This window comes from Cryobacterium flavum, assembly GCF_900103805.1.
Classification (GTDB): domain Bacteria; phylum Actinomycetota; class Actinomycetes; order Actinomycetales; family Microbacteriaceae; genus Cryobacterium; species Cryobacterium flavum.
In genome coordinates this window covers 51,093-73,253 of sequence record NZ_FNIB01000013.1, presented here as the reverse complement: position 1 = coordinate 73,253, position 22,161 = coordinate 51,093, and the positions used below count along the sequence as shown (strand labels likewise).

The following is a 22,161-nucleotide window of genomic DNA, read 5'->3' as shown; positions in this document are numbered from 1 at the left end:
CTACACTTCTTGCGATGCTCGGAGTGGGGCTATTTGATTTGGAATCCTTCGGCGAGCGTGCCGCCGACGATGTGTTTGTGCGCCGCTAGCAGCAGGGCGACCGAGGGGATGGCCAGCAGAATGGAGAACACGGCCGCCACCTGATTCGGGTAGTTGAGCACGAGGGTGTACATCTGCGTTGGCATGGTCATAATGTCGGGTGCGCCAATGAGATAGGTGCCCTGCGCCTCGTCGAACGACGCCAGAAACGACATGACCGCTGCTACCAGAATTCCCGGCAGGGCCAGGGGAAAGGTAACGCTGATGAAAACCCGTAGCTTCGTGGCGCCCGCGTCGCGCGCCGCTTCCTCGAGACTGCGTGGCACCGCAGCGAAGGCCGCAGCGGGAATCCAGGTCATGAACACCACGGTTCCCAACACGTGCACGATTAGCACGCCCATCACGGTACCCATCAGGTTGAGCGCATAAAACAGCGAGGCGATGGTAACGTACAGACCCATTTTCGGGAAGGCGTTGAGGGCGAACAGCCCGATCAGAAAAGTTCGCCGACCCCAGAATTCGTAGCGCGCGAAAGCATACGCGGCCGGCAGACAGATGCAGGCAGACACCAGCACGGTCAACGCGGCTAGCGCAAGCGAATTCTGCACGGCCCGGCCGAGCGTTTCGTCGCCGAGCACCACGCTCCACCAGCGGAGGGTCCAGCCGTCCGGGCCGAGGTTGGGGAAGGTCCAGGATTCGGCGAATGCTCGAATGCCCAGCCAGGCCAGCGGACCGAGAATGAAAACGACCATGAGGACGAAAAAGAGCCCGCTGAGCGGACCGCTGAAGCTGAGCCGCGCTGCGGACTTTCGCGCGCGCTTGGTGATCATCGTCATCAGACTTTTCCCTGATCCTTTGCTGATCGAAAGTTGGCCCAGACATACGCTGCGGCAATACCGGATGCGATCACAAAGACGATAAAGGCCATCACGACGGATTGCTGCGGCTGATTAAAGGCCGAGAAATAGTTGGACATGCTCACGCCGAGCATGTTGGGCGCATTCGGCCCGGTGAAGTACGGAACGGTGAAGGAGCCGACCACGCCAATCGCGGTGAACGTGACCGCAATCAGGATCGGCACGAAGGCCATGGGAATGAGAATGGACACGACGATGCGCAGAAAGCCGGCACCGGCATCCCGCGCGGCTTCGATCATGGCGTTGGGGATTGCCTGCAGGCCGGAGGTGATCATGAGTACCGCGAACGGCAGCGAGGTCCAAACGGACCCGATCACCACAGCGACCATGGTGAAGGCCCACACCGGCGCCTCGACACCGAACTGCGCAAAGACGCTGCGCACGAAGCCGTCACCGGAGTAGAACGTGACGATCGCCCAGGAAGCGATGACTACCGGGATGAACAGCGGGATGATCGCCAGACCGGACAGTAGCCGAGCCATCCGTCCATCGCGGAGCTTGAGGAACAGACCGATTCCCAGGGCCAGAAAAATGACGATGACCGTGCTGAGCGCTGTCACGCCGACGGTAACCGAGAGGTCGCGCAGGATGCGGGAGTTCGAGAGCACCTCGATATAGGCTGCCGGTGTTCCCCACCAATTCTCGGCTTCGTGCACGTTCAGGCCGATCGAGGCGATCACATGGTTCAAGCCACCGGTCAGACCAATGCTGAACGCAAAAGCCAGGACGATCGGGAATCCCACGAACAGCAGAATCAAAATGATCGGAGGAAGGGCGAGGAAGAAACCCAACGGGCGACGCGCCACAGCCGGGGTGGCTATGGCGCGTCGCTTTGAGCCCCTCGTCGGGGCGAGAGTCACTGTCCCGGCACTTCCTGATCCCACAGGTTGCTCAAGTCACTGCCCATCTGAGAGAAGTAACCCTTGCGCAGGTTGCCGGTATCGGCATCAGCGAACTCGTTTTGAATGTCGGTCGAAAGCAGGTCGAGGCTGATTGCCGGGAAACCAGCGATCTCGTTCACGATCATTTCCTGGGCGCCGGGGGTCAAGACGAAGTTGGCGAGCTTGAGCGCACCCTCCTGGCGGGGGCTGGCAGCCGGAACTCCGAGGTAGGCCGCGCTTCCGGTGAAGGACGGGTCAGAGATCTGCGTGTAGTCCACGGACTCGCCAATCGCGCCGTTCTTCTTGCCCGAGATGAACATGTCGGACCAGACCGGCGCCATCGAGATTTCACCGCTTGCCAGCAGGTCCAGCGTCTGCTGGTTGCCGTTGGGGTAGAAACCATTCTGGTAGATGTACGGGTTCAAGCTGCGAAGCGTTTCGAACCCTTCGGTCCACTCGCTTTCCAGTTCTTTCTCGTAGCCGACGGTCATTTTTGCGCGGGCATCGTCAGAGACGTACTTGTCGAGGACCGTCGCGACGAAGGCCGAGCCGGATCCGCCGGACTTCGGGGAGTTGTAGGTGAATTCGCCCGGGTTTGCCTCGATCCACGCCAGCAGCTCGTCGAGGGTCTTCGGAGGTGTCGGGATGGTGGCGGTGTCGTATGCCAGCAGAACGACGGAGCCGCGGTAGGCGATTCCACCAGCGCCACCGGCCTCGACGACGTCTTCGGGAATGTCGTTGAAGGCGGAGATTTCGTCTGCGGTCATCGGCGTCAGCAGCCCAGCCTCGGCGGCCATGGGCACGAATCCGCCGTCAACCAGGTCGAAGCCCGGGTCCTTTTCCTGCTCCGTGGCACTCGTCAGCTTGGCCATGGTCTGGGCATCGTGCTCGCCGTGCAGATCGAGGTTGACAGCGACCGTGTATCCGGGGTTCTCCTCTTCGAAGGCCGGAATCAGGTGGTCTTCCCACAGCGCCTGGATGTTTTCACCGCCACTGATGAGTACCGTGAGGGCCTGGTCGGCTGAATCGCCGGGGCCGGCCAACGATGTTGCTGCGTTGCTTTGCACGCAGCCGGCCAGGGCCATCATGGCAAGTGACGCCGCGGCGGTGGTGGCAAGGAGCCGAGTGGTTTTCATTGCTGTCCATCTGTTAGTAAGGGCGCACCTCAGAGTGAGATCAGAAAGATAATCTGAAATGAAGACAACGAGAACCTATCCCACAGGTAAACGCAGAATGACGCTTAACTAACGCGAAGGTGAACGCAGATCGCTTGGTCTGGCACTCAATGGGCACGCGGACTGCGGCTTTGGACCGCGATGCATCAGCTGAACCCAACCCAGAGAACCGGGCCCAGGGTATAGAGCTTGTTGCGCTTTGCCCTCGGGCTAAACATTGACTAGAAGTATCGACGCTCTTGGATTCAAGTGGTCGTCGCAACAAAGGTCGATTTAGGTATTGAAAAGGAGCTTACTGACGAGTTCTCCAGGGTTTGCCAAGTTGAGGAATTTGCGCGGTCGGTTGTTGAATTCGTGGGTCACTCGTCCCAGCTCCGGCAGGGTCTGCGTGCTGAGATCGGTGCCCTTGGGAAAGTATTGGCGCAGGAGGCCGTTGGTGTTTTCGTTTGATCCTCGCTGCCACGGGCTCGCGCGGTCGCAGAGGTAGACATCCATGTTCGCGTCTTTGCTGAATGACTTGTGGAGCGCCATCTCCACTCCTTGGTCCCAAGTGAGGGAAGTGTGGATGTGGGCGGATAGGGAGCTCAGGGAGGCCAGGAGACCGTCGCGGACGGCCTGGGCACTGTGATTGCCCGGAAAGTGAATGAGAGCAAGAGCGCGTAGTCAATTCGATCAACAAGCGCCGCGACGCCGGAAAAGATCTGGGCAGGCGACCGCGACTCATCACAGACAGTCAAATCCGGAATGCCCGCGGCAGCCCAGACTTCACCGGGCTTAACCAGACCAGCCAATACCCATTACAGAGGCTAGGACCCGACCCCAACGATCCGGCAAGGCACCGACCATCGAACGCGCTGGGTCGAACTGATCGACACGGCAGAAGGCCACCTATAAACCACATCAGATCATTTACAGCCAGCTCAGACCTTCGCACGGAGATAGACGTAAACAGTTTCGCGGCTGATCCCAAACTCACGAGCAAGCACAGACTTCGGCACACCAGCAGCAGCCTTCTCACACAGCTCGGCCGCACGGAACGTGTCGAGTGACGGGGTACGACCCCGGTAAACGCCCCGCTTCTTCGCCAAGGCAATACCCTCGCGTTGACGTTCACGAATCAAAGACCGCTCAAACTCGGCAAACGCCCCCATAACGTTCAAAAGCAGGTTCGCCATCGCATTGTCATCGCCGGTAAAGCACAGCTGCTCTTTCACGAACTCAACCCGGACCCTCTTCGCTGTAAGCCGGCGCACGATCAAACGAAGGTCATCCAAGTTACGGGCCAGACGGTCCATAGAATGCACGAGAACGGTATCGCCCTCGCGGACGAACTTGATCATCTCCTCCAGCTCGGGCCGGTTCTGATCCTTCCCCGACGCCTTATCCTCAAACACCCGATCGACGTCGACTCCAGCAAGCTGACGGATGGTGTTCTGGTCGAGGGTACTCACTCGCACATATCCAACTCGCTGACCCGTCATGTGACTTTTTCCCTGCTCTGTTAGGTTGAAGTCTAAGACCCGGCCATGAGGGGTGTCTACCAATCAAAAAGCGACCCTATCTTGACAATATTAGATAACGGTGCCTGACGCCTAGTTGGGGTACACGTCCCGGCGAGGGTAAATGTGTATGAGTGTGCATTTCGGAGACATCGGACACACCGCACATTCCCAGATACGTCGGGCGTGTTGAGGCCGCGCATCTCCATGCGCTCACCGGCAACGCATCCCCTCGCCGTGACCGATGCGGGGACGTCGAACCGGTGCTCTCGAGCCGCCACAGCGCACCATGGAGATCGTCGCCAGGAAGGTGCGGGCTACCAGGCAGTCGCGTGCGTCACCACCCACCGCATGCCTCAACTCGCACTTGCTCACACCCACTCACAGATGTTCCGTTACCGCTGCGTTACTGCTGGGTCAATCTGGGCAATGAAAAACCCCTACTCCCCAGTGAAACACTGGGATGTAGGGGGTCCTTCGTGGCGGTACCGGTGGGATTTGAACCCACGGTGGAGTCTCCCCCACACGACTTTTCGAGAGTCGCACCTTCGGCCGCTCGGACACGGTACCGCCGTTGATTCTAGTAGAGACTGGGGTCCGACGCGAATCGGCGAACATGCAGCAGACACACGGATGCCGCGGAGTACCCTCAGTGGGTGCGCGAATCAACCCCGAGCATCCGCCCGTTAATCGCTACCGGTATCGCCGTTGTCGCGACCGGCATTGTGCTTGCCACGACCTGGTTTCGTCGCGACCTCGAACAGCAGAAGGCCATTCTGAACGAAACCCTGCCGGTGCATTCCGCCTGGTGGCGCGACAATGCCAAGCAACCGGGTGAGCTGCTCTACGTCGCGATGGGCGACAGTGCGGCCCAGGGCATCGGTGCCTCCAGCCCGAACAGGAGCTACGTCGGCGTGCTCGCCGATCACGTGCGGCTGGTCACCGGCCAAACCGTGCGTGTTGTGAACCTCAGCGTGTCGGGTGCCACGGTGGCTTTGGCCGTGCGCGACCAGCTTCCCCGCTTCGAAAAGCTTGAGCCCGACCTGGTGACGGTCGCGATCGGTGCCAACGATATCGCCCAGTGGAACCCCACAACCTTCGAAGCGGGCATTCGCACCATTTTCGCCGCGCTGCCGCCGCACACCCTCGTCGCCGACCTGCCGTGCTTTCACCTTCCCCACAACGAGGTCAAGGTGGCAGAGGCCAACGAGATCATTCGACGCGTCGCCGACGAACACGAACTGACCGTGGTCCCGCTGCACTCGACCACCAAACGGGCCGGGTTCCGCAGCATCCTGACCCACGTCGCCAAAGACTTGTTTCACCCCAACGACCGCGGCTACCGTTCCTGGGCCGAGGCGTTCCTGCCAGCGATGAGCGCGGATGCCGCGCGGGTGTCAGCGCATCAGGGAGCGGCAGTAACCTAACTCGCTCACTGCTGCGCAGCGACCGAATCGGCGTCCCCCATGGGAGTCTCCAGCTCCCATACCCCCGACAACACAATATTGTCCATCAAGGTGAGCAGTGTGTCAGCCAGGTCAACGTGCGGGCTGGAAAAAGTGATCAGGCACAAGCCGCGATGGTCGGGAAACTCAATCCAGTAGTCAACGATGAGAAGCGGGAGGTCTGGCGTGCCCACGTCGGCCGACGCGCTCGCGACCCTGCTGTGCCTCACGAGTGGGCCCGCCGGGGTGACCGCGCTGAGAAGCTTTGCCTCGGGTGCCAGCCGTTCGCTCAGCCGCTTGGCCATACTGTCAAGATGGGTGCGGCCTCCCTGGGCCGGCCCGAGTTGCTGCCAGTACAACACAACATTCAGCGCGAGTGCCCCGGTACGGTTGCGCTGCAACAGGTATGCCATGAATTCGGCTCCGCCGGCAGCCGCACGAATGCAGGTTTCGGTGAGCCAGCGGGCGAGTTCTCGTCGCAACACCGGCGCCGCCGGCAGCCCCTTCAGCTGGCGATTGACGAGTTGCTTGACACTCGCGTCTCGTGCTGCGGCATCGTCGAGAGCGATCGAAAACCAGTCTCCGGAAAGCGGCAAGTCAAAGCCGGTGACCCGCGACAGGGTCGGGTCTCCATCGCTTCGAAATTCAGACGGGTGCGTATCTCCGGCTACCCAGGCCGCCTCATCATCGCCGGGTTGCGGCTCCAATGCGGCGATCACGTCGGCAACGGAGGCCGACATCGTGTGCGGGCCAGCGGGATCAAACACGACCGCGTTGAGAAAATCGGCATGCTGGATCAGAAACGGTACGAGTGCTGCACCGCGCTGCAGGGCGAACTCGCGGTCGGAAATGTCGCTGATGAATTCTGCGAATGTCTCAGTGGAGGAGAACAGACAGAGGTTGAAACGTGGAGCGCCCGCAGGAGAGTCAGCGGCGGCGAACACCCGGGTCTCGAGCACCCCGACTTTACTTCGCAGCAACGGCACGACGACAAAGTCGAGGCGCAGCGCTCGGCCGATAGCCTCGACATCCTGATTCTCAAGCGCGACGGCCAAATGCGCCGACCCGACCTCGGTCGTGGCAGCAACGACAATGCCGTCCGGCAGATCATCCGTCATGACAATTTCTCCGCATCAATCTCGTCCTTTGACCCTATCCGCACCGTGCACAGCGCCTCGCGTCGGCCAAGCAGCGCGTCCTCGGTCACGTCGACTTCGTTCTCGCGGGCACCAACGGAAAACAACTCGAACCGGTCTTTGATCGGCGTCGGATTGGCGAGCACGAGACTGGCACTTGGCCACCCCGGCGGAGGCTTGAGCGCCGCGAACATGTGAAGGAACGGGGGGTACTCCCGTTTGAGAAGATTAATGGGAAAGACGCCGAATGACCCGCTCAGGTCCTGCGCCCACTGCGCCGCCGCAAAATCGCCCGCATAGGCCGCATCAGTGATCCACGGCGTCTCGGCGCGACGTCCATTGTAGATCTGGTCGGCATCCGCTTGCAGCTTGCCGGCACGGGCTGCGTCGGCGACGAATTCCACCTCGGCGAGCGCGGTCGCCGATCCCCGCCTCATGATTTCGGCACGAGCGTTCGCCGGCGTCTCCGAACCGTCAACGGCGTAAACGGCCGCTGAAACCACCCAGCTCTCCGGATCGGAACGATCGGCCACGGCGCGAGCACGAGCCTGGGCAAACAAGTACGTCGAGGGGAGGCTGGAATCCACGCTGGCGTTGCGCAGAAAGACCCCACGATTCCAGCCACCGATACGAGCGGATGCCTGCAGCCCGCGCGCGACAAAATGGCCCGGCTCCCCCCACACACCCACGTCGTACGAGTACGCCAGCTGCGCAACCGTGCGTCGCCATACGCTCATGGAACAACGAACGGCAGGTCGTTCAGCACCGTAATTTTGCCTTGGGCATCCCACGGGATGCGATACTCGGGCGCACCGCCAAGATTTCCTTCATACGGCAAACCGTGGCGGAGCGTCTGCACTGCCTCCACGTCATCGAGACGCGCGACGACCACACGACTCATACCATTGTCACCGGGAAGGCCCATCTGCATTCGCGGATTGCTTAGCCCCTGCACATCGACCGGGCTCCACGAGCCTCCAGTGGCGTTGGCCTTGCCACCATAGGCACGCCAAATGGTCTGCCCATTCACGGGCGGGGGCACTGGAGTGCGCATGTCACCAGCCCACTGTTTCCAATCGGCAGGACGCAACCGCAAGGACTGCTTGACCGTGATCTGCTGCCCCACCTTCATGGTGACTTTCTCTGCCATGAGCACTCGTCCGACCACTTTCACCGCTGCCCCCATGCCGATGAAGGACAGCGCCACCCCCGCGATGCTGAGTCCGGCCTCTCCCCAACTGCGTTCTCCGGAGGAGGCGAGCACGATATTTCCGATCGCGTTGACCACCGCTGCGAGTCCGGCCACCACGAGAAGCGCCGCGGCCAGCAGCTGGCCTACGACCGGAATCCACGAAACCAGCAGGGCCAGTACGCCCGCGATCGCCGAAACCCAGCCGGCGATGTCCGTGATGACGGCGAGTGCGTCCTTACCCCAGTTGTCCCACCAGCCGTCGTTGAGGTCATCCGAGGATGTGATATTTTCAATGCTGCCGCGTGCAGTCTCAGCGCCCCGGTCACGACTGGTGACGGCGTCATTAATTCGAGTGATGGCCAAGCCGACGCCAGCGGATGCCGACACAGCATCCGTTTCAAACGTCTCGGCAACATTCGTGTACATGAGCGCCTGCACAGGATCGGTGTCATCGGCGGCCAACCGCAAGTAATGACGCTGATGCGCGCTGGATTCGTCTGCCGTATCCCGGGCGATACGAGCGCTTTCCAGCGCGGACTGCGACTCCTGCTGCGCGGATTCCAGCTGGGGCGCATAGTCGAGCAACGCCTGACCGACGGCTCGGTAGCGCTTCTCGGCCCGCAGAATGTTGTCGGCGACCGTGTTCGCGGTCTCCTGCAGCGCTTCGACCGCCTCCGAGACCACGCTGCCCCCGGCGTCGAGGTTGCGCAAGCGCCGCTCAGCACTCCGGATCGCGTCGGCCACCTCCAGATAGGACAACCCGCCGCTCTGCACGATCCCCGGCTCCCCCGGAACCGGGTCGGAGCCCAAGTTGACCGGTGTCCAGTCGATGGATCTCATTGCGCCACGCTTCCCGTGGACGTCGCCGCCATCGGGGACGGAACTTCAATCGACTTCGCCAGTTGGTTGTCGACGTCCTCAAAGGTGTCCGCGCAGCCAGCCGCGCCTTCTGCGAGAAAAGCAATCGAGTCGACCATCTCGGAGCGACGGTCGTCCCATCCGTGAGCAAAATCCGTCACAGCCTCGGCCAGCCCGGAATGCCCAACGGCCGCCGCAATCGTGTCACTTCGCGTGTTCGCATTGTTGAATTCCTGCGCGACAATGGTCAATTCGTCACTCAGTCCCCTCAAAGACTGTGTGCTGACACATAGGTCGGCCATTGTTCCTCTTTCTCCCCACTGCTGGTTCGTTCTGTTCAGGATACGACCGGGTCTGACGTTCTGCGACCGCAACGGCCGGTTCAGGCAGCCGATTGCCGCCGCAGAGCCGACTGTCGGTGGCCCCGGCTAGGCTCGAAACATGGCAAAATCCGTCTCTTCTTTCCGCTGCTCCGAGTGCGGCTGGACGACCCTGAAATGGGCGGGCCGTTGCGGCGAATGCCAGCAGTGGGGCACCGTCGTCGATGCCGGCCAGACAGCCGGCATCACCCGCAAGCTCAAGGCCATCACGCTCGTCGGCGATGGCATCGCCCGCCCGATCACCCACGTCGAAACGGATGCCGCCGCTCACTGGCCGACCGGCATTAATGAATTCGACCGTGTGCTCGGCGGCGGCATCGTGCCCGGCTCGGTGATTCTGCTCAGTGGGGAGCCTGGCGTCGGCAAGTCCACGCTGCTGCTCGAGGTCGCGTCTAAGGCGGCCGCAGCGAAGAGCCGCGTGCTCTACGTCAGCGCCGAAGAGTCGGTGAGCCAGGTTCGGCTGCGCGCCGAACGCACCAACGCACTCGAACCCGAACTCTATATCGCCGCCGAAACCGATCTCGGAGTCATCCTCGGGCAGATCGATGCTGTCAAGCCCGACCTCATCATCATTGACTCCGTGCAGACCGTGTCGAGTGCGCTCTCCGACGGGTCGCCGGGTATGCCCAGCCAGGTGCGGGAGGTGGCATCCACTCTGATTCGGGTCGCCAAGGATCGCGGCCTGCCGGTGCTGCTCGTCGGTCACGTCACCAAAGACGGCTCGATCGCCGGTCCGCGGGTGCTCGAGCACCTGGTCGACGTGGTGTGTCAGTTCGAGGGCGACCGGCAGACCTCGCTGCGGTTCATTCGCGCTCTGAAGAACCGGTTCGGGCCTACCGACGAGGTCGGCTGCTTCGAGATGACCGGCGACGGCATCGCCGAAGTGCCCGACCCGAGCGGGCTGTTCCTGAGCCGGGCCACCGAACCGGTCGACGGCACGTGTGTAACCGTCGCGTTGGAAGGCCGTCGGGCGATGCCGGTCGAGGTGCAGGCGCTCGTCACCGACACCCAGGCACCGAATCCCCGCCGGGTCACGAGCGGCGTGGACTCCGCCCGCGTGGCTATGCTGCTCGCGGTTTTGCAGGAGCGCGCGGGAATGAACCTCTCCACCAAAGATGTATACGTGTCGACGGTCGGTGGCATCCGTCTGAGTGAGCCGGCCGCCGACCTGGCCATCGCGCTGGCTATCGCGTCCGCGTTCACCGGGCTGGCCGTGGCACACAATGTGGTCGCCTTCGGCGAGATCAGCCTGGCCGGCGAGGTACGCGGAGCACTCATGTCGAAGCAGCGAGTTAACGAGGCCGTTCGCCTCGGGTTCACCACCCAGATCGACGCCGCCTGTGGGTCGATCCACGCGGCGGTCGCCCTGGCACTCGGCACCACCCGCAAACCGCGCGACGCCGAACTCGATCGGGCGTTCTAGCCCCGGCCGCCCCCGGGCTCGATTGTTCCGTCGGGCGCACCCGGTGCGCGATTCAGTTAGTCGGCGTCGCTGTGGCCGAGCTCAGGGCTCAGGGCGTTCAGCAGGTCGGCCGGGGCGGCCTGCATCACGTTGGGTCCGGCAATGTCGAAGAAGACCATCTCCAGCGTCGCGGCGTGCACGGTGAGAAACTCCCGCAACCACTGGCCGTCGCACACCATGACCTGCGGGTCCACGTCGTCGGGAACCACTCGCAGGTAGTTCTCCGCGGCGGAGAAGAGCAGCAGCATCCGCTTGTCTGAGCCTTCGCGGCCGAACACGCGCACCTGGGCCGCCTCGCCGTTGACCACGAGTTGCGGCACGATCATGTAGTCGTTGCGCAACGCATAGGCGACGGCGACGACGTCCTGCGCTGCCAGTGCGGCGGCGAGCGCCTCGGAACGGGTGTTGGCAGTCGTATCGGTCACACATTCATTCAATCAGGCGAAGCTCCAGACGCCCAGCTGGCAGCGCACGCCACGAGCGAACGGATGCCCGCTCGCCCCCGCGGCGCGCAAACCGGACCCCGTGTGCGGGAGCTAAACCGTGCGCGCGGGCTAAATCAAAAAATCATCCGGGTGCCGAAGCAGCCGTCCCACAGGTACGGCGGTCCTGATTGCTCCCGCGACCGGATCCCCTGAATTAGCCACCGAGCCGTGTGCCAGCCGGTCGACCGACAGGCCCTAGTTTAGGATCATCAAGGCCGGGTCGGCCGCCTCGATGCCGTCCACGGTCACGTGCAGGTAATACGAGGCTCCGCCGGCCGGAACCGCGGTGCGGGTTTCGGCTTGACAGGTATCGACGGCCGAGCGGGTGCGATCCCAGGTGATCGGTGTTGCCAGCGGCATGACCACACCGGGCTTGAGGGTGACCTGGGCGTCGATCGGGTTGGTCTGGCAGTCGGTGGAGGTCCAGTAGACGTCCTGCCCGCTCATCACGGTGAACACCTGCTTGGCGTTGCCGGCGTTGATCACACAGTCGGTGGTTCCAATGTTGGTCAGGCTCAGCGACAGCTGCGGCAGGACTCCAACTGCATAGTTGGTCGCGTCCGTGACGGCCGCAACCTGCACCGCGGACGGGTCGCAGGCCGCGCCGTCGACGGCGGTGGCTACCTCGGGGATGGTGGTGGCGGCATCCGTCGGCGCCGCCGACTCGGTCGTGTCGGCCGCGGGCGTTTTCGGGGAGTCCCCGTCGCCCTTGCTCACGCCCGGTTGCACGATGATGAGAAACAGAATGACGAGCACGGCGAGCAGGCCGAGCCCCACTACGAAACGCCGGCGCCGGTACACCTTGCTGGACTGGCGGCCGACCGGTTGCTTGATCGTCGACATGCCCCAAGGTTATTGAAGTTCAGCGGCAGAACTCGGTAATGGTGTGCGTGTCGGCGGTAATTGCTGCCGGAAAGACCCGCTCGCAATCGAAAGACTGCGAACGGGCACTCCGGTGCCCTCTGTTTAGTGGTGCCCGTGTTTGGGCGGTTTCGGTGCTTTCTTGGCCTTGTCGACCTTCACATCGGTCCAGCCGATCACCTCACCGTCCGCGTTCTGTGCGGACACTGTGTATTTGCCGTTCTTGAGGTTGTCTGCGAGCGTGACGCTCACGGTACCCTCGGCGCTCACGAGCAGCCAGCCGCCCAGGTCGTCGGTTTTCTTCTTGGAGTAGGCCCACACCGACACGTACTCACCCGCGTGTTTGACACCAACCTCAATAACTACCGTGTCACCAGCCCGATAGGCCTTCTTGTCAGTGTCGATCACGTTCTTGAGCTTCTTGGTGAGCTCCTTCTCACCAGCCGCGGTAGGCGCATCGCCCGGTTCGGCGGTCACGGAAACCGCCACGGCGAGCCGCACGATCGTGCCCGACTCCGCTGCGGTCATCTCGAGCATGCTGTTCTCCACCGCATCCGCCGGCACCGTGACGCTGACGGTGGCCGTACCCGTCGAATCAACGGATGCCGTCCCCACGTCGGTGCCCGACCAGCGCAGCGCGAGCTGCGTGTTCTTCGGAGCGCCAAGCGAGGTGAGGTTGAGGCGGCCGACCGTGAAAGTGACCGAGTCACCCGGGTCGACTGCCGCCGTGGGGGCACCGGTGATCGAGGCCTGGTTTGCCTTGAACGACGGCGACAGTGGGCTGTTCGTCTGGATGTAGGAGATCCAGGCGTCCCGGTCGACGAGACCGGAGTCCCGGGTATCGGTGCCGTTCAGGAACTCGCGGAAGTTGTCGCCGCCGGTGAGCAGAAAGTTGAACGAACCGATGCGATATGACTGCGCAGGGTCGATCGGGGTGCCATCGATCCAGACGCCTGTCACGCGGTCGCCAGCGCCACGGTCGGCGTCGAACGTGTAGTTTACGTTGTCGCTCAGGCCGAGCTGCAGGAACGGACGACTCGGAATCGTGCCGTCGGCGTTGGTCTGCCACTGCTGCTCGAGAACGGTTTTGAACTGCGCGCCCGTGAGGCTCGTGGTCCAGAGATTGTTTAGGAACGGCAGTACTGCATTTGCCTCGGCGTAGGTCACGACACCGTCGGGATCAAGAGACAGGTCAGCACGCATCCCCCCGGGGTTAACGATGCCAATCTCGGCGCCGCCGATGGTGGAGTCGGCCAGGGAGGCGCGCAGCGAGTTTGCCACGAGCGTGCCCATGGTAGAGGGAGCCATGCGGTCTTCGGCGCACGGCGCAACTCCGCCCGTGCAGGCCCGAGTGATGTCAGCGGTGACCGAACCGACGGGCACGTTGCCCTGGACCGCGGCCTCGGCCAGCGCGGCGTTCGTGATCGTCTGAACCTCGGCAGCGCGCGGGTACGCGGCCACGAGGTCGGCGTCGGGTGTGGTGGAGCGGGCCACGTTCCGGTTCTTGACCGTGGTCGTATCCCCGGTGGCGATGTCGTAGCTGAGCACGACCTGGCCGATGTTCTCTCCGTAACTGCCAGTCTGCAGCACCGGGCGCGTCACGCCGTCAGCTGCCCCGGGAACCTGTGCGTCCCACGCGTACTGCTTGTGCGTGTGCCCGGTGAAGATCGCGTCGACCTCTGCCGAGGTGTCATTCACGATTGCGGCGAAGGCGCCGCCTTCGGTGAGCTCCTGCTCGGGCGTGGCACCATCGGGAATCCCCGCGCCGGCACCCTCGTGGTACTCGGCGATGAGAACATCCGCTTCACCGTTCGACGGGTCGCCGTCGGTGAGCTGGGCGGCCACGCGGTTGACCGCGGCGACCGGGTCACCGAAGCTGAGGCTGGCGATGCCGTTGGGCGAGACAAGCGCCGGGGTCTCTTCCGTCACGGCACCGATAACGCCGACCTGCACGCCGGCCACGTCGATGATGGTGTACTCCCGCATGGCTGGAGTTTCAGTGCCCGCGTTGTAGACGTTGGCACCGAGGTAGTCGAAGTTCGCCGTGTCGGCCACTCGACCGCTGAGGTCGCTAAACCCCTGGTCGAACTCGTGGTTTCCCACACCAGAGGCCGCGAGGTTGAGTGCGTTCAGCACATCGATCGTGGGCTGGTCGTTCTGCGAGGCCGAGGCGAACAGCGAGGCGCCGATGTTGTCGCCGTCCGAGAGGAACAGCGAGTTGGCGTCGCCATATTCCGCCCGGAGCTGCTCAATGGTTCCGGCAAACTTGACGGTATTGGCGTCGATGCGTCCGTGGAAGTCATTGACGTTGAGCAGGTTGAGCTCAACAGCGGTGGGCGTGGCGAGGTTTAGTCCGAGCACGACCGGGTCGTGATCCGACGAGCGGAACGCGTCGGCGACGTAGAAGTCGGTGACGTTGTTGTTGTACCTGCTGTACTCCAGCGCGACCGATTCCACCGAGTTGATGTTCCAGACGTCGACGGCGTCGACCGTGACAGCCGCTTCGGGCGAGGCGAAGACGTGGTCGAGTGAGCCGACAGTGCCGCCGAAGGCGTACGTATACTCGCCGCTCTTGTCGCCCTGGTTGATGTAACCGGCGTCAAGTAGCACCCGAATCGGGTCTTCGAGGTCGTAGGCGTTGAAATCGCCGGTGAGAAAGACCCGATCGATGCCGGAATCGGCCTTGACCTGGTCAGCGAAGGCTACGAGCGCGTTGGCCTGCTCGATGCGGGTCGGGTTGGATGCTCCCTGACCGTCACCCTGATCGGCGTCGTCACCGGTGCCTGATCCCTTCGACTTGAAGTGGTTCACGATGGCGAGAAAGCTCGACTCGTCGTCCCCGACCAGCTGGAATGCCTGGGCGAGTGGTTCACGTGCGCGGCCATTGAAGGCGACGGATTCGGTGAGGATGACCGACTCCCCCACCGTTTCAACAGCGGCGGGCTTGTAGATGAAGGCGGTGCGAATCACGTCCTCGCTGGCCGGAAGCGCGGCCGGCGAGGCCACGAACGCCCAGACGTCACTGCCGGAAGCCGCGTTGAGCGCTGCGGTCAGGTTGGCGAGGGCGTCGTCGCGGTCCTTGCCGAACGCGGCCGAGTTCTCGATCTCCTCGAGCGAGACCACGTCGGCATCGAGGGCATTGATCGCCGAGACGATCTTGGCCTGCTGGCGTTCGAAACTGAGCTGGGTGGCGGCGCCGCGGGCGTCACATCCGCTGCTCACCGTGGTCGGAACGCCGGCCCGGTCGTTGTAGAATCGGCAACCGTCGAGCGAGTCCCCCGTGGTCGAGAAGTAGTTCAGCACGTTGAAACTCGCCAAGCGGATGTCGCCGCCCACGTTCTCCGGCGCGCTCGTGCGGGTGTCGGCGAAGGTCACCGGCTGTACGGTAGCTGCATTGGACGATACGAGGGCTGTCACCGGCTGGAACTTCCAAGCGTCGTTGCGAAAGTCGAAGATGACCGGCGAGAGGAAGGAGACCGCGGCGCCGATGCGCACCGGTGCACTGGTCGACAGGTACGGAACCGGGCTGCCCTGGTTCGCTGCGGCCAGGTAGTTCGTCGTGGCGCCGTCGTCGAGGGTGACTGCTCGGCCGGCATTCTCGGCGAGGGCCGACTGATACTCGGCGGAGCCGGGCAGGGCCGTGACGCTCGGGTTAACTAGTGGGGTCGTTCCAGCGGCGAGGCCAATTTCGGCGTATTGGTTGGTCGTGTAGTTGTTGGTGACGGTGAAGTCGCCCTGCGGGGCGAGCAGCATACCCTCGAGGGTTTCGCGCCCTTCTGCGCCGGTCGGCAGCGCCACAGTGACCGGGGTCGGGGCGACCACGTTTGTGGTGGAGAGCTGAGTGACGTCGTCGACGGTGCCGAAGGTGACCTCGGTCATGCCGAAGAATTCCACGACGGTGCCGACGACCTGAACGTGGTCGCCGATCTTCACGTCGGCGGTCGCCGTGCTGGAGTAGGCGAACACGCCGTGCGAGGCAGTGTGGCTGGCGAAGTCCAGTTCGCCGCCGGTCGCTGCGGTTTGCAGGTAGAACCCGTCGAAGCCGCCGGTCGGGTAGGCGGCCGTGACGACACCCGAGGTCTTGACGACGGTTCCGGCGAGCGGGCTCGTGTCGGTAGTTCCCTGGATCGCGTCGATCGCGGTCAGTTCGTCGGGCGCCGGGGTCGGGTCGGGGTCCGGCTCGGGTTCGACCGGTGTGCCAGTGTCGCCGGCGGCGTTCGTGGGCGTCGGGGCCGACGCGGTGAAGTCGGCGGCATTGACGTCCGTATCGACAGATCCAGTGCGGTTCACCGATGTGGTGACGGATGCCGCGGTGGCGGTCGTTCCTTCAAAAGTGTTCGAGCTGCCGTAGCCGATCAGGTCGAGGATCTCGGTCTGGCCGGTCAGTGAGCCGGTGGCCGGAGCCGTCAGTGCCGTCGACTGGTTGGCGAAGAAGATCGTGCCAGAGCCGGCGGCAAAGGAGGTGCCGAAGGCGGCATCCGCTGTGGGCAGGGTTGCGCCGTTTGCCGCATTCGAGCTGCCCTGCACGAGGTAATAGCCACCGGCAGCAATAGTGCCGGTCAGGGCGACGACCCCGGTGGGGTTCGACGTGCCGCTGGCCGAGCGGTACTGAATGGAGGTGCCGTCGAGCGACACGTCGGCGTCGCTGGGGTTGTAGAGCTCGACGAACTTATTCAGGTAGGTCGCGCCCGAGCTGCCGCCGTTCAGGTACGCCTCGTTGATGACGACTCCGGTGCCGGCGGTGTTGGCGCTGGCCGGCATAGCGATGAGCGGAGCGGCCGCAAGGCTCACCCCAAGTAGTGTGGCGAAAACCAGCCTGGTACGGCGATGATCGGCGGATGACATGGATCTCCTCATTCATAGAATGATGCGTGTGTCATTGCGCCCGGGGTCGTGCTTATCGGAAGTTCCCCCAGCCCACGGTTGGCAGGTGCAATAGTTCGCAGCCTAGCGACGGCCCGTGTCCGGGGGGTGAACTCCGCGTATTTTGCTCCTATGAGCAGCGCTTTAAGCCGTGATCGGGCCGATCGCGCCGACATTCGCTAGTTCAAGCGCTTCACCATGCGGGTGTTGCCGAGCGTGTTCGGCTTCACTCGGGCCAGGTCGAGAAACTCCGCGACGCCCTCATCGGGCGAGCGCACGAGCTCGGCATAGACGGCCGGATCGACGGTCTCGGTGCCCATGTCACTGAACCCGTTGCGGGTAAAGAAACCCACCTCGAAGGTGAGGCAGAACAGGCGGCTGAGGCCGAGGTCGCGGGCATCCGCTTCGAGGCGCTGCATCATGGTGTAGCCGACCCCGGCTCCGAGCCACTCGGCGTCGACGGCGAGAGTGCGCACTTCGCCGAGGTCCTCCCACATGACGTGCAGTGCGCCGCAGCCGATCAGTGTGCCGGACGAGTCAACGGCCACCCGAAATTCCTGCACGGCCTCATAGAACACGACTCGGTCCTTGCCGAGCAGAATGCGCTGCTGCACGAGCGGTTCGACAAGCGCTTCGATGCCGGGCACGTCGCTGGTGCGAGCACGGCGCACCGTGTATCTCGTTTCCAATTTCACTCCCCTAGTCTATTGACCGCCCCACCACCCCCGTTTCTCCCGCGAGAGCGCAAAAAGTGCCCTAATGGACGTCCATTGGGGCACTTTTTGCGCTCTCGCGAGCAGGTAGAACTAGTCGCTCGTGATGGCCAGGTCGGGAGTGGCCGGACCGGTCCCCACTGCGGCGGCCGTGTTCACTCCGACGCCGACCGGGTCAACCCGGGTCGTTGTGGTGAAGATGTACTCGCCGTTGACGTAGTCCACGTGCACGTGATCGCCAGCGTTGAGCTCGCCCTGCAGAATTTTCTCCGACAGGCGGTCCTCCACCTCGCGCTGAATCGCGCGACGCAGCGGGCGAGCACCGAGCGTCGGGTCGAAACCGACCTCGATCAGGTGTTCCTTCGCCGGAACGGTGACCTCGACGGTCATGTCCCTGTCGAGCAGACGCACGCCGAGGCGCTTGATGAACAGGTCGACGATCTGCAGCAGCTCGGGCTTGGTCAGCTGCGGGAACACGATGATCTCGTCCACGCGGTTGAGGAACTCGGGCTTGAAGTGCTTCTTCAGCTCGTCTTTCACCTTGCCGGCCATGCGCTCGTACCCGGTCGTGCTGTCCCCTTCCAGCTGGAAGCCGACCGGTCCGCCCGAGATGTCCTTGGTACCAAGGTTGGTGGTCATGATGATGACGGTGTTCTTGAAGTCGACGACGCGACCCTGACCATCCGTCAACCGGCCCTCTTCCAGAATCTGGAGCAGGGAGTTGAAGATGTCGGGGTGGGCCTTCTCGATCTCGTCGAACAGCACCACGGAGAACGGCTTGCGCCGCACCTTCTCGGTGAGCTGGCCGCCCTCTTCGAAGCCGACGAATCCGGGAGGAGCACCGAACAGGCGCGACACGGTGTGCTTCTCGCCGTACTCACTCATGTCGAGCGAGATCATGGCGGCCTCGTCGTCGAACAAAAACTCGGCGAGCGCCTTGGCCAGCTCGGTCTTGCCGACGCCGGTGGGGCCGGCGAAGACGAAGGAACCGGAGGGACGCTTCGGGTCCTTCAGGCCGGCACGGGTGCGTCGGATGGTCTTGGCGAGGGCCGAGATGGCCTCTTCCTGACCGATGACGCGCTGGTGCAGTGCCTTCTCCATGAAGACGAGCCGCGAGGACTCTTCCTCGGTGAGCTTGAACACCGGGATGCCGGTGGCCTGAGCGAGCACTTCGGCGATCAGGCCTTCGTCGACGACCGCGGTGGTCTTGACGTCGCCGGACTTCCACTTCTTCTCGAGGCGCAGACGCTCGCCGAGGAGGTTCTTCTCCTCGTCGCGCAGGCCGGCGGCCTTCTCGAAGTCCTGCTCTTCGATGGCGAGCTCCTTGGCGGCACGCACCACGGCGATCTTCTCGTCGAATTCGCGCAGCTCCGGCGGCGACGACAGGATCGACAGGCGCAGTCGGGCGCCGGCCTCATCGATCAGGTCGATGGCCTTGTCGGGCAGGAACCGGTCGGAGACGTAGCGGTCGGCGAGGTTCGCCGCGGCCACGAGGGCACCGTCGGTGATTGACACCTTGTGGTGCGCTTCGTAGCGGTCACGCAGTCCCTTGAGGATGTTGATGGTGTGCGCCAGCGACGGCTCGTTCACCTGGATCGGCTGGAAGCGGCGCTCGAGGGCGGCATCCTTCTCGAAGTGCTTGCGGTACTCGTCGAGGGTGGTCGCACCGATGGTCTGCAGCTCACCGCGAGCGAGCAACGGCTTCAAAATGGATGCTGCGTCGATGGCGCCCTCGGCGGCTCCCGCACCCACCAGGGTGTGGATCTCGTCGATGAAGACGATGATGTCGCCGCGGGTGCGGATCTCCTTGGTGACCTTCTTCAGGCGCTCTTCGAAGTCACCGCGGTAACGGCTGCCGGCGATGAGCGAACCGAGGTCGAGCGAGTAGAGCTGCTTGTCCTTCAGGGTCTCGGGCACATCACCCTTGACGATGGCCTGGGCGAGGCCCTCGACGACCGCGGTCTTGCCAACGCCGGGCTCACCGATCAGCACAGGGTTGTTCTTGGTGCGACGCGAGAGGATCTGCATGACCCGCTCGATCTCTTTCTCGCGCCCGATGACCGGGTCGAGTTTGTTATCGCGGGCCATCTGGGTGAGGTTGCGACCGAACTGGTCGAGCACCTGGCTGCCGGCCGTGTTGGCCGCCTGCTCGTTGGCACCGACCGCGACCTGCTCCTTGCCCTGGTAACCGGAGAGGAGCTGGATGACCTGCTGGCGCACTCGATTGAGGTCGGCACCGAGCTTCACGAGAACCTGGGCCGCGACGCCCTCGCCCTCGCGAATGAGGCCGAGCAGAATGTGCTCGGTTCCGATGTAGTTGTGGCCGAGCTGCAGCGCTTCGCGCAGGCTCAGCTCGAGAACCTTCTTCGCACGGGGCGTGAAGGGGATGTGGCCGGTGGGCTGCTGCTGCCCCTGGCCGATGATGTCCTGAACCTGCTCGCGCACGGCATCCAGCGAGATGCCGAGGCTCTCGAGGGCCTTCGCGGCGACGCCTTCACCCTCGTGAATCAGCCCGAGCAAAATGTGCTCGGTACCGATGTAGTTGTGGTTGAGCATCTTGGCCTCTTCCTGGGCCAAAACGACGACGCGACGAGCTCGGTCGGTAAATCTCTCAAACATATGATCGCTCCCTTGGCGCCAGGGCAGTTGGTGCCGTTACATCGAGAGTAACCAGCCTGCGCGCCTCGCGGGCGTTTGTTCGCCGTAGGCGTGACTAATGCTGCGGAGCATCATTAGTCACGCCTTGTTTTTATAGGAACAGCGTGACGGATGCTGGGCGCGGCCGCCTATTGCACCGCGGACGTGAGGCGGGCGAGGTTGTCGAGGATGGTGGAGCGCAGCGGCTGCTTGAGCCATTCCTCGAGGGTGAGCTCGCGGCTGTTGCGCCGGTTCTCGTCTTCCATGGCTCGCAGGTTGCGCACGAACGACCGGCCGCGCACCATGAGCGACACCTCCATGTTGAGGCTGAACGAGCGCTGGTCCATGTTGCTGGAGCCGACGACCGCCACCTCGTCATCGATCGTGAAGTGCTTCGCGTGCAGAATATACGGCGCCTTGTACATGTAGATGTGCACGCCAGCGGTCAATAGCTCCTCGTAGTAGGAGCGCTGTGCGTGATACACCACGGCCTGGTCGCCGATCTCCGACACGAACAGTTCCACGTGCAGCCCCCGCTGCACGGCGGTCGTGATGGCATACATGATGGATTCGTCTGGCACGAAATACGGGCTCGTGATGATGATGCGATCCTGCGCGTAATAGAGCAGCGCGAGGAACAGGCGCAGATTGTTTTCGCCCTTGAACCCGGGGCCGCTCGGCACGACCTGGCAGTCGAGAGCATCCGTTACCGGTCTCGGATGCACCGGCTCGATGTCGCGGGTGAGCAGTTCGTTGGTTTCGCTGTACCAGTCGGTGATGAAGATGGCGTTGAGTCCCGACACGATCGGGCCCTCCAGCCGCGTCATGAAGTCTTTCCACATCAATCCGCGACGAATGTTTTTGCGCATGTTGTAGGTGCGGTCGATGATGTTCTGCGACCCCATGAATCCGACCAGGCCGTCGACGATGAGCAGCTTGCGATGGTTGCGCAGGTCGGGCCGCTGCCATTTGCCCTTGAACGGCTGCACCGGCAGCATCAACTGCCACGGAATACCGGCATCCGTCAGCCGTTTCTTGGTCTGGCGAAAGCCGGGCTTACGCATCGACTGAATGTGGTCCAGGAGCACCCGCACGCTGACGCCGCGTTTGTGCGCGTTTTCGAGGGCGTCGAAGAAGGGCGCGGTGGTGTGATCGAGCGAGAGGATATAAAACTCGACGTGCACATATTTCTTGGCCAGGTTGATGTCGGCGATCATGGTGTCGAAGGCCACCTGGTATTCGTTGATCAGGCTGGCCGTGTTGTCGCCGACGAGCGGCATCGCCCCGAGGTTGCGGTTGAGTTCGACGACCGATTCGAGCCAGCTCGGCCACGGATGCTCGCGGCTCACCAGTTCCATACCCTCGGTGCTGTCGAGGATGAACTTGTTGATTTCATCCTGCATCAGGCGGCGCTTCTTCGGCAGGGTGCGGTAGCCGATCATCAGAAAGAGCAGCACACCGAGGTACGGAATGAAGAAGATGGTCAGCAGCCAGGCCATGCCCGACATCGGGCGGCGATTGCGCGGGACCACGATGATGGCCACCACGCGAACGGAGAAGTCGGCGATCAGGGCCAGCAGAACGGTGATGGTCAGGCCGTCGATGCCGAACATTGGTA

At 63.2% G+C, this 22,161-nt stretch carries 17 protein-coding genes and 1 tRNA gene; 2 read left to right on the top strand and 16 right to left on the bottom strand.

Going from position 1 to position 22,161, the window contains the following annotated elements; all coding sequences use genetic code 11:
* Window positions 1-29: 29 nt before the first annotated feature.
* The 6 genes from BLS91_RS16220 to BLS91_RS16195 all read right to left on the bottom strand — a co-directional run bounded on the left by BLS91_RS16220 (window position 30) and on the right by BLS91_RS16195 (window position 5,081).
* A complete protein-coding gene (locus BLS91_RS16220) occupies window positions 30-875 on the bottom strand; it encodes an ABC transporter permease (protein WP_233197201.1) in 846 nt (281 codons plus the stop codon).
* Window positions 875-1,816 carry an ABC transporter permease gene (locus BLS91_RS16215; RefSeq protein WP_092341797.1) on the bottom strand — a complete coding sequence of 314 codons (942 nt, stop codon included), beginning with the start codon at window positions 1,814-1,816 and terminating at the stop codon, window positions 875-877. The genes BLS91_RS16220 and BLS91_RS16215 overlap by 1 nt, the downstream gene beginning before the upstream one ends.
* Window positions 1,813-2,973, bottom strand: a complete 1,161-nt coding sequence (locus BLS91_RS16210; protein ID WP_092341796.1) for an extracellular solute-binding protein — start codon at window positions 2,971-2,973, stop codon at window positions 1,813-1,815. The genes BLS91_RS16215 and BLS91_RS16210 overlap by 4 nt, the downstream gene beginning before the upstream one ends.
* Window positions 2,974-3,285: 312 nt before the next feature.
* Complete coding sequence (locus tag BLS91_RS16205; RefSeq protein ID WP_134505215.1) at window positions 3,286-3,657, bottom strand: IS30 family transposase; 372 nt, start codon at window positions 3,655-3,657, stop codon at window positions 3,286-3,288.
* 275 nt (window positions 3,658-3,932) lie between these two features.
* The gene (locus BLS91_RS16200) at window positions 3,933-4,493 is read right to left on the bottom strand and encodes a recombinase family protein (protein ID WP_092341794.1); all 561 of its coding nucleotides are present in this window, start codon (window positions 4,491-4,493) and stop codon (window positions 3,933-3,935) included.
* Between the two features lie 498 nt (window positions 4,494-4,991).
* Window positions 4,992-5,081, bottom strand: a tRNA-Ser gene (locus BLS91_RS16195).
* An 86-nt stretch (window positions 5,082-5,167) separates the two neighbouring features.
* Here BLS91_RS16195 and BLS91_RS16190 point away from each other — a divergent pair.
* Complete coding sequence (locus BLS91_RS16190; protein WP_241983060.1) at window positions 5,168-5,938, top strand: SGNH/GDSL hydrolase family protein; 771 nt, start codon at window positions 5,168-5,170, stop codon at window positions 5,936-5,938.
* Window positions 5,939-5,943: 5 nt separating this feature from the next.
* Here BLS91_RS16190 and BLS91_RS16185 read toward each other — a convergent pair whose 3' ends face one another.
* From BLS91_RS16185 to BLS91_RS16170, 4 genes are read right to left on the bottom strand one after another with little or no spacing between them, the layout of a single operon-like run.
* Entirely contained in the window at window positions 5,944-7,074 is a 1,131-nt protein-coding gene (locus tag BLS91_RS16185) for a hypothetical protein (protein WP_092341793.1), read from the bottom strand.
* Entirely contained in the window at window positions 7,071-7,829 is a 759-nt protein-coding gene (locus tag BLS91_RS16180) for a hypothetical protein (protein ID WP_092341792.1), read from the bottom strand. The genes BLS91_RS16185 and BLS91_RS16180 overlap by 4 nt, the downstream gene beginning before the upstream one ends.
* Window positions 7,826-9,124 (bottom strand): putative T7SS-secreted protein, encoded by a 1,299-nt coding sequence (locus tag BLS91_RS16175; protein ID WP_092341791.1) that lies wholly within the window; start codon window positions 9,122-9,124, stop codon window positions 7,826-7,828. Before BLS91_RS16175 ends, BLS91_RS16180 begins: the two co-directional genes overlap by 4 nt.
* The gene (locus tag BLS91_RS16170; protein WP_198412748.1) at window positions 9,121-9,393 is read right to left on the bottom strand and encodes a hypothetical protein; all 273 of its coding nucleotides are present in this window, start codon (window positions 9,391-9,393) and stop codon (window positions 9,121-9,123) included. The genes BLS91_RS16175 and BLS91_RS16170 overlap by 4 nt, the downstream gene beginning before the upstream one ends.
* A gap of 190 nt (window positions 9,394-9,583) precedes the next feature.
* Between BLS91_RS16170 and radA the strand changes: the two genes are divergently transcribed.
* Window positions 9,584-10,945: a DNA repair protein RadA gene (radA, locus tag BLS91_RS16165; RefSeq protein ID WP_092341789.1), complete on the top strand. Its 1,362-nt coding sequence runs from the start codon at window positions 9,584-9,586 to the stop codon at window positions 10,943-10,945.
* 56 nt (window positions 10,946-11,001) lie between these two features.
* On the opposite strand, the gene BLS91_RS16160 is transcribed toward radA, so the two are convergent.
* The 6 genes from BLS91_RS16160 to cls all read right to left on the bottom strand — a co-directional run bounded on the left by BLS91_RS16160 (window position 11,002) and on the right by cls (window position 22,156).
* Window positions 11,002-11,409: a dehydrogenase gene (locus tag BLS91_RS16160; RefSeq protein WP_233197198.1), complete on the bottom strand. Its 408-nt coding sequence runs from the start codon at window positions 11,407-11,409 to the stop codon at window positions 11,002-11,004.
* Window positions 11,410-11,664: 255 nt separating this feature from the next.
* Complete coding sequence (locus tag BLS91_RS16155) at window positions 11,665-12,312, bottom strand: hypothetical protein (RefSeq protein ID WP_092341787.1); 648 nt, start codon at window positions 12,310-12,312, stop codon at window positions 11,665-11,667.
* Between the two features lie 123 nt (window positions 12,313-12,435).
* Window positions 12,436-17,175 carry an ExeM/NucH family extracellular endonuclease gene (locus tag BLS91_RS16150; RefSeq protein WP_092341786.1) on the bottom strand — a complete coding sequence of 1,580 codons (4,740 nt, stop codon included), beginning with the start codon at window positions 17,173-17,175 and terminating at the stop codon, window positions 12,436-12,438.
* A gap of 197 nt (window positions 17,176-17,372) precedes the next feature.
* Complete coding sequence (locus BLS91_RS16145; protein WP_092341785.1) at window positions 17,373-17,888, bottom strand: amino-acid N-acetyltransferase; 516 nt, start codon at window positions 17,886-17,888, stop codon at window positions 17,373-17,375.
* A gap of 111 nt (window positions 17,889-17,999) precedes the next feature.
* Window positions 18,000-20,525 carry an ATP-dependent Clp protease ATP-binding subunit gene (locus tag BLS91_RS16140; RefSeq protein WP_092341784.1) on the bottom strand — a complete coding sequence of 842 codons (2,526 nt, stop codon included), beginning with the start codon at window positions 20,523-20,525 and terminating at the stop codon, window positions 18,000-18,002.
* A gap of 167 nt (window positions 20,526-20,692) precedes the next feature.
* Window positions 20,693-22,156 carry a cardiolipin synthase gene (cls, locus tag BLS91_RS16135; protein WP_092341783.1) on the bottom strand — a complete coding sequence of 488 codons (1,464 nt, stop codon included), beginning with the start codon at window positions 22,154-22,156 and terminating at the stop codon, window positions 20,693-20,695.
* Between the last annotated feature and the right edge of the window lie 5 nt (window positions 22,157-22,161).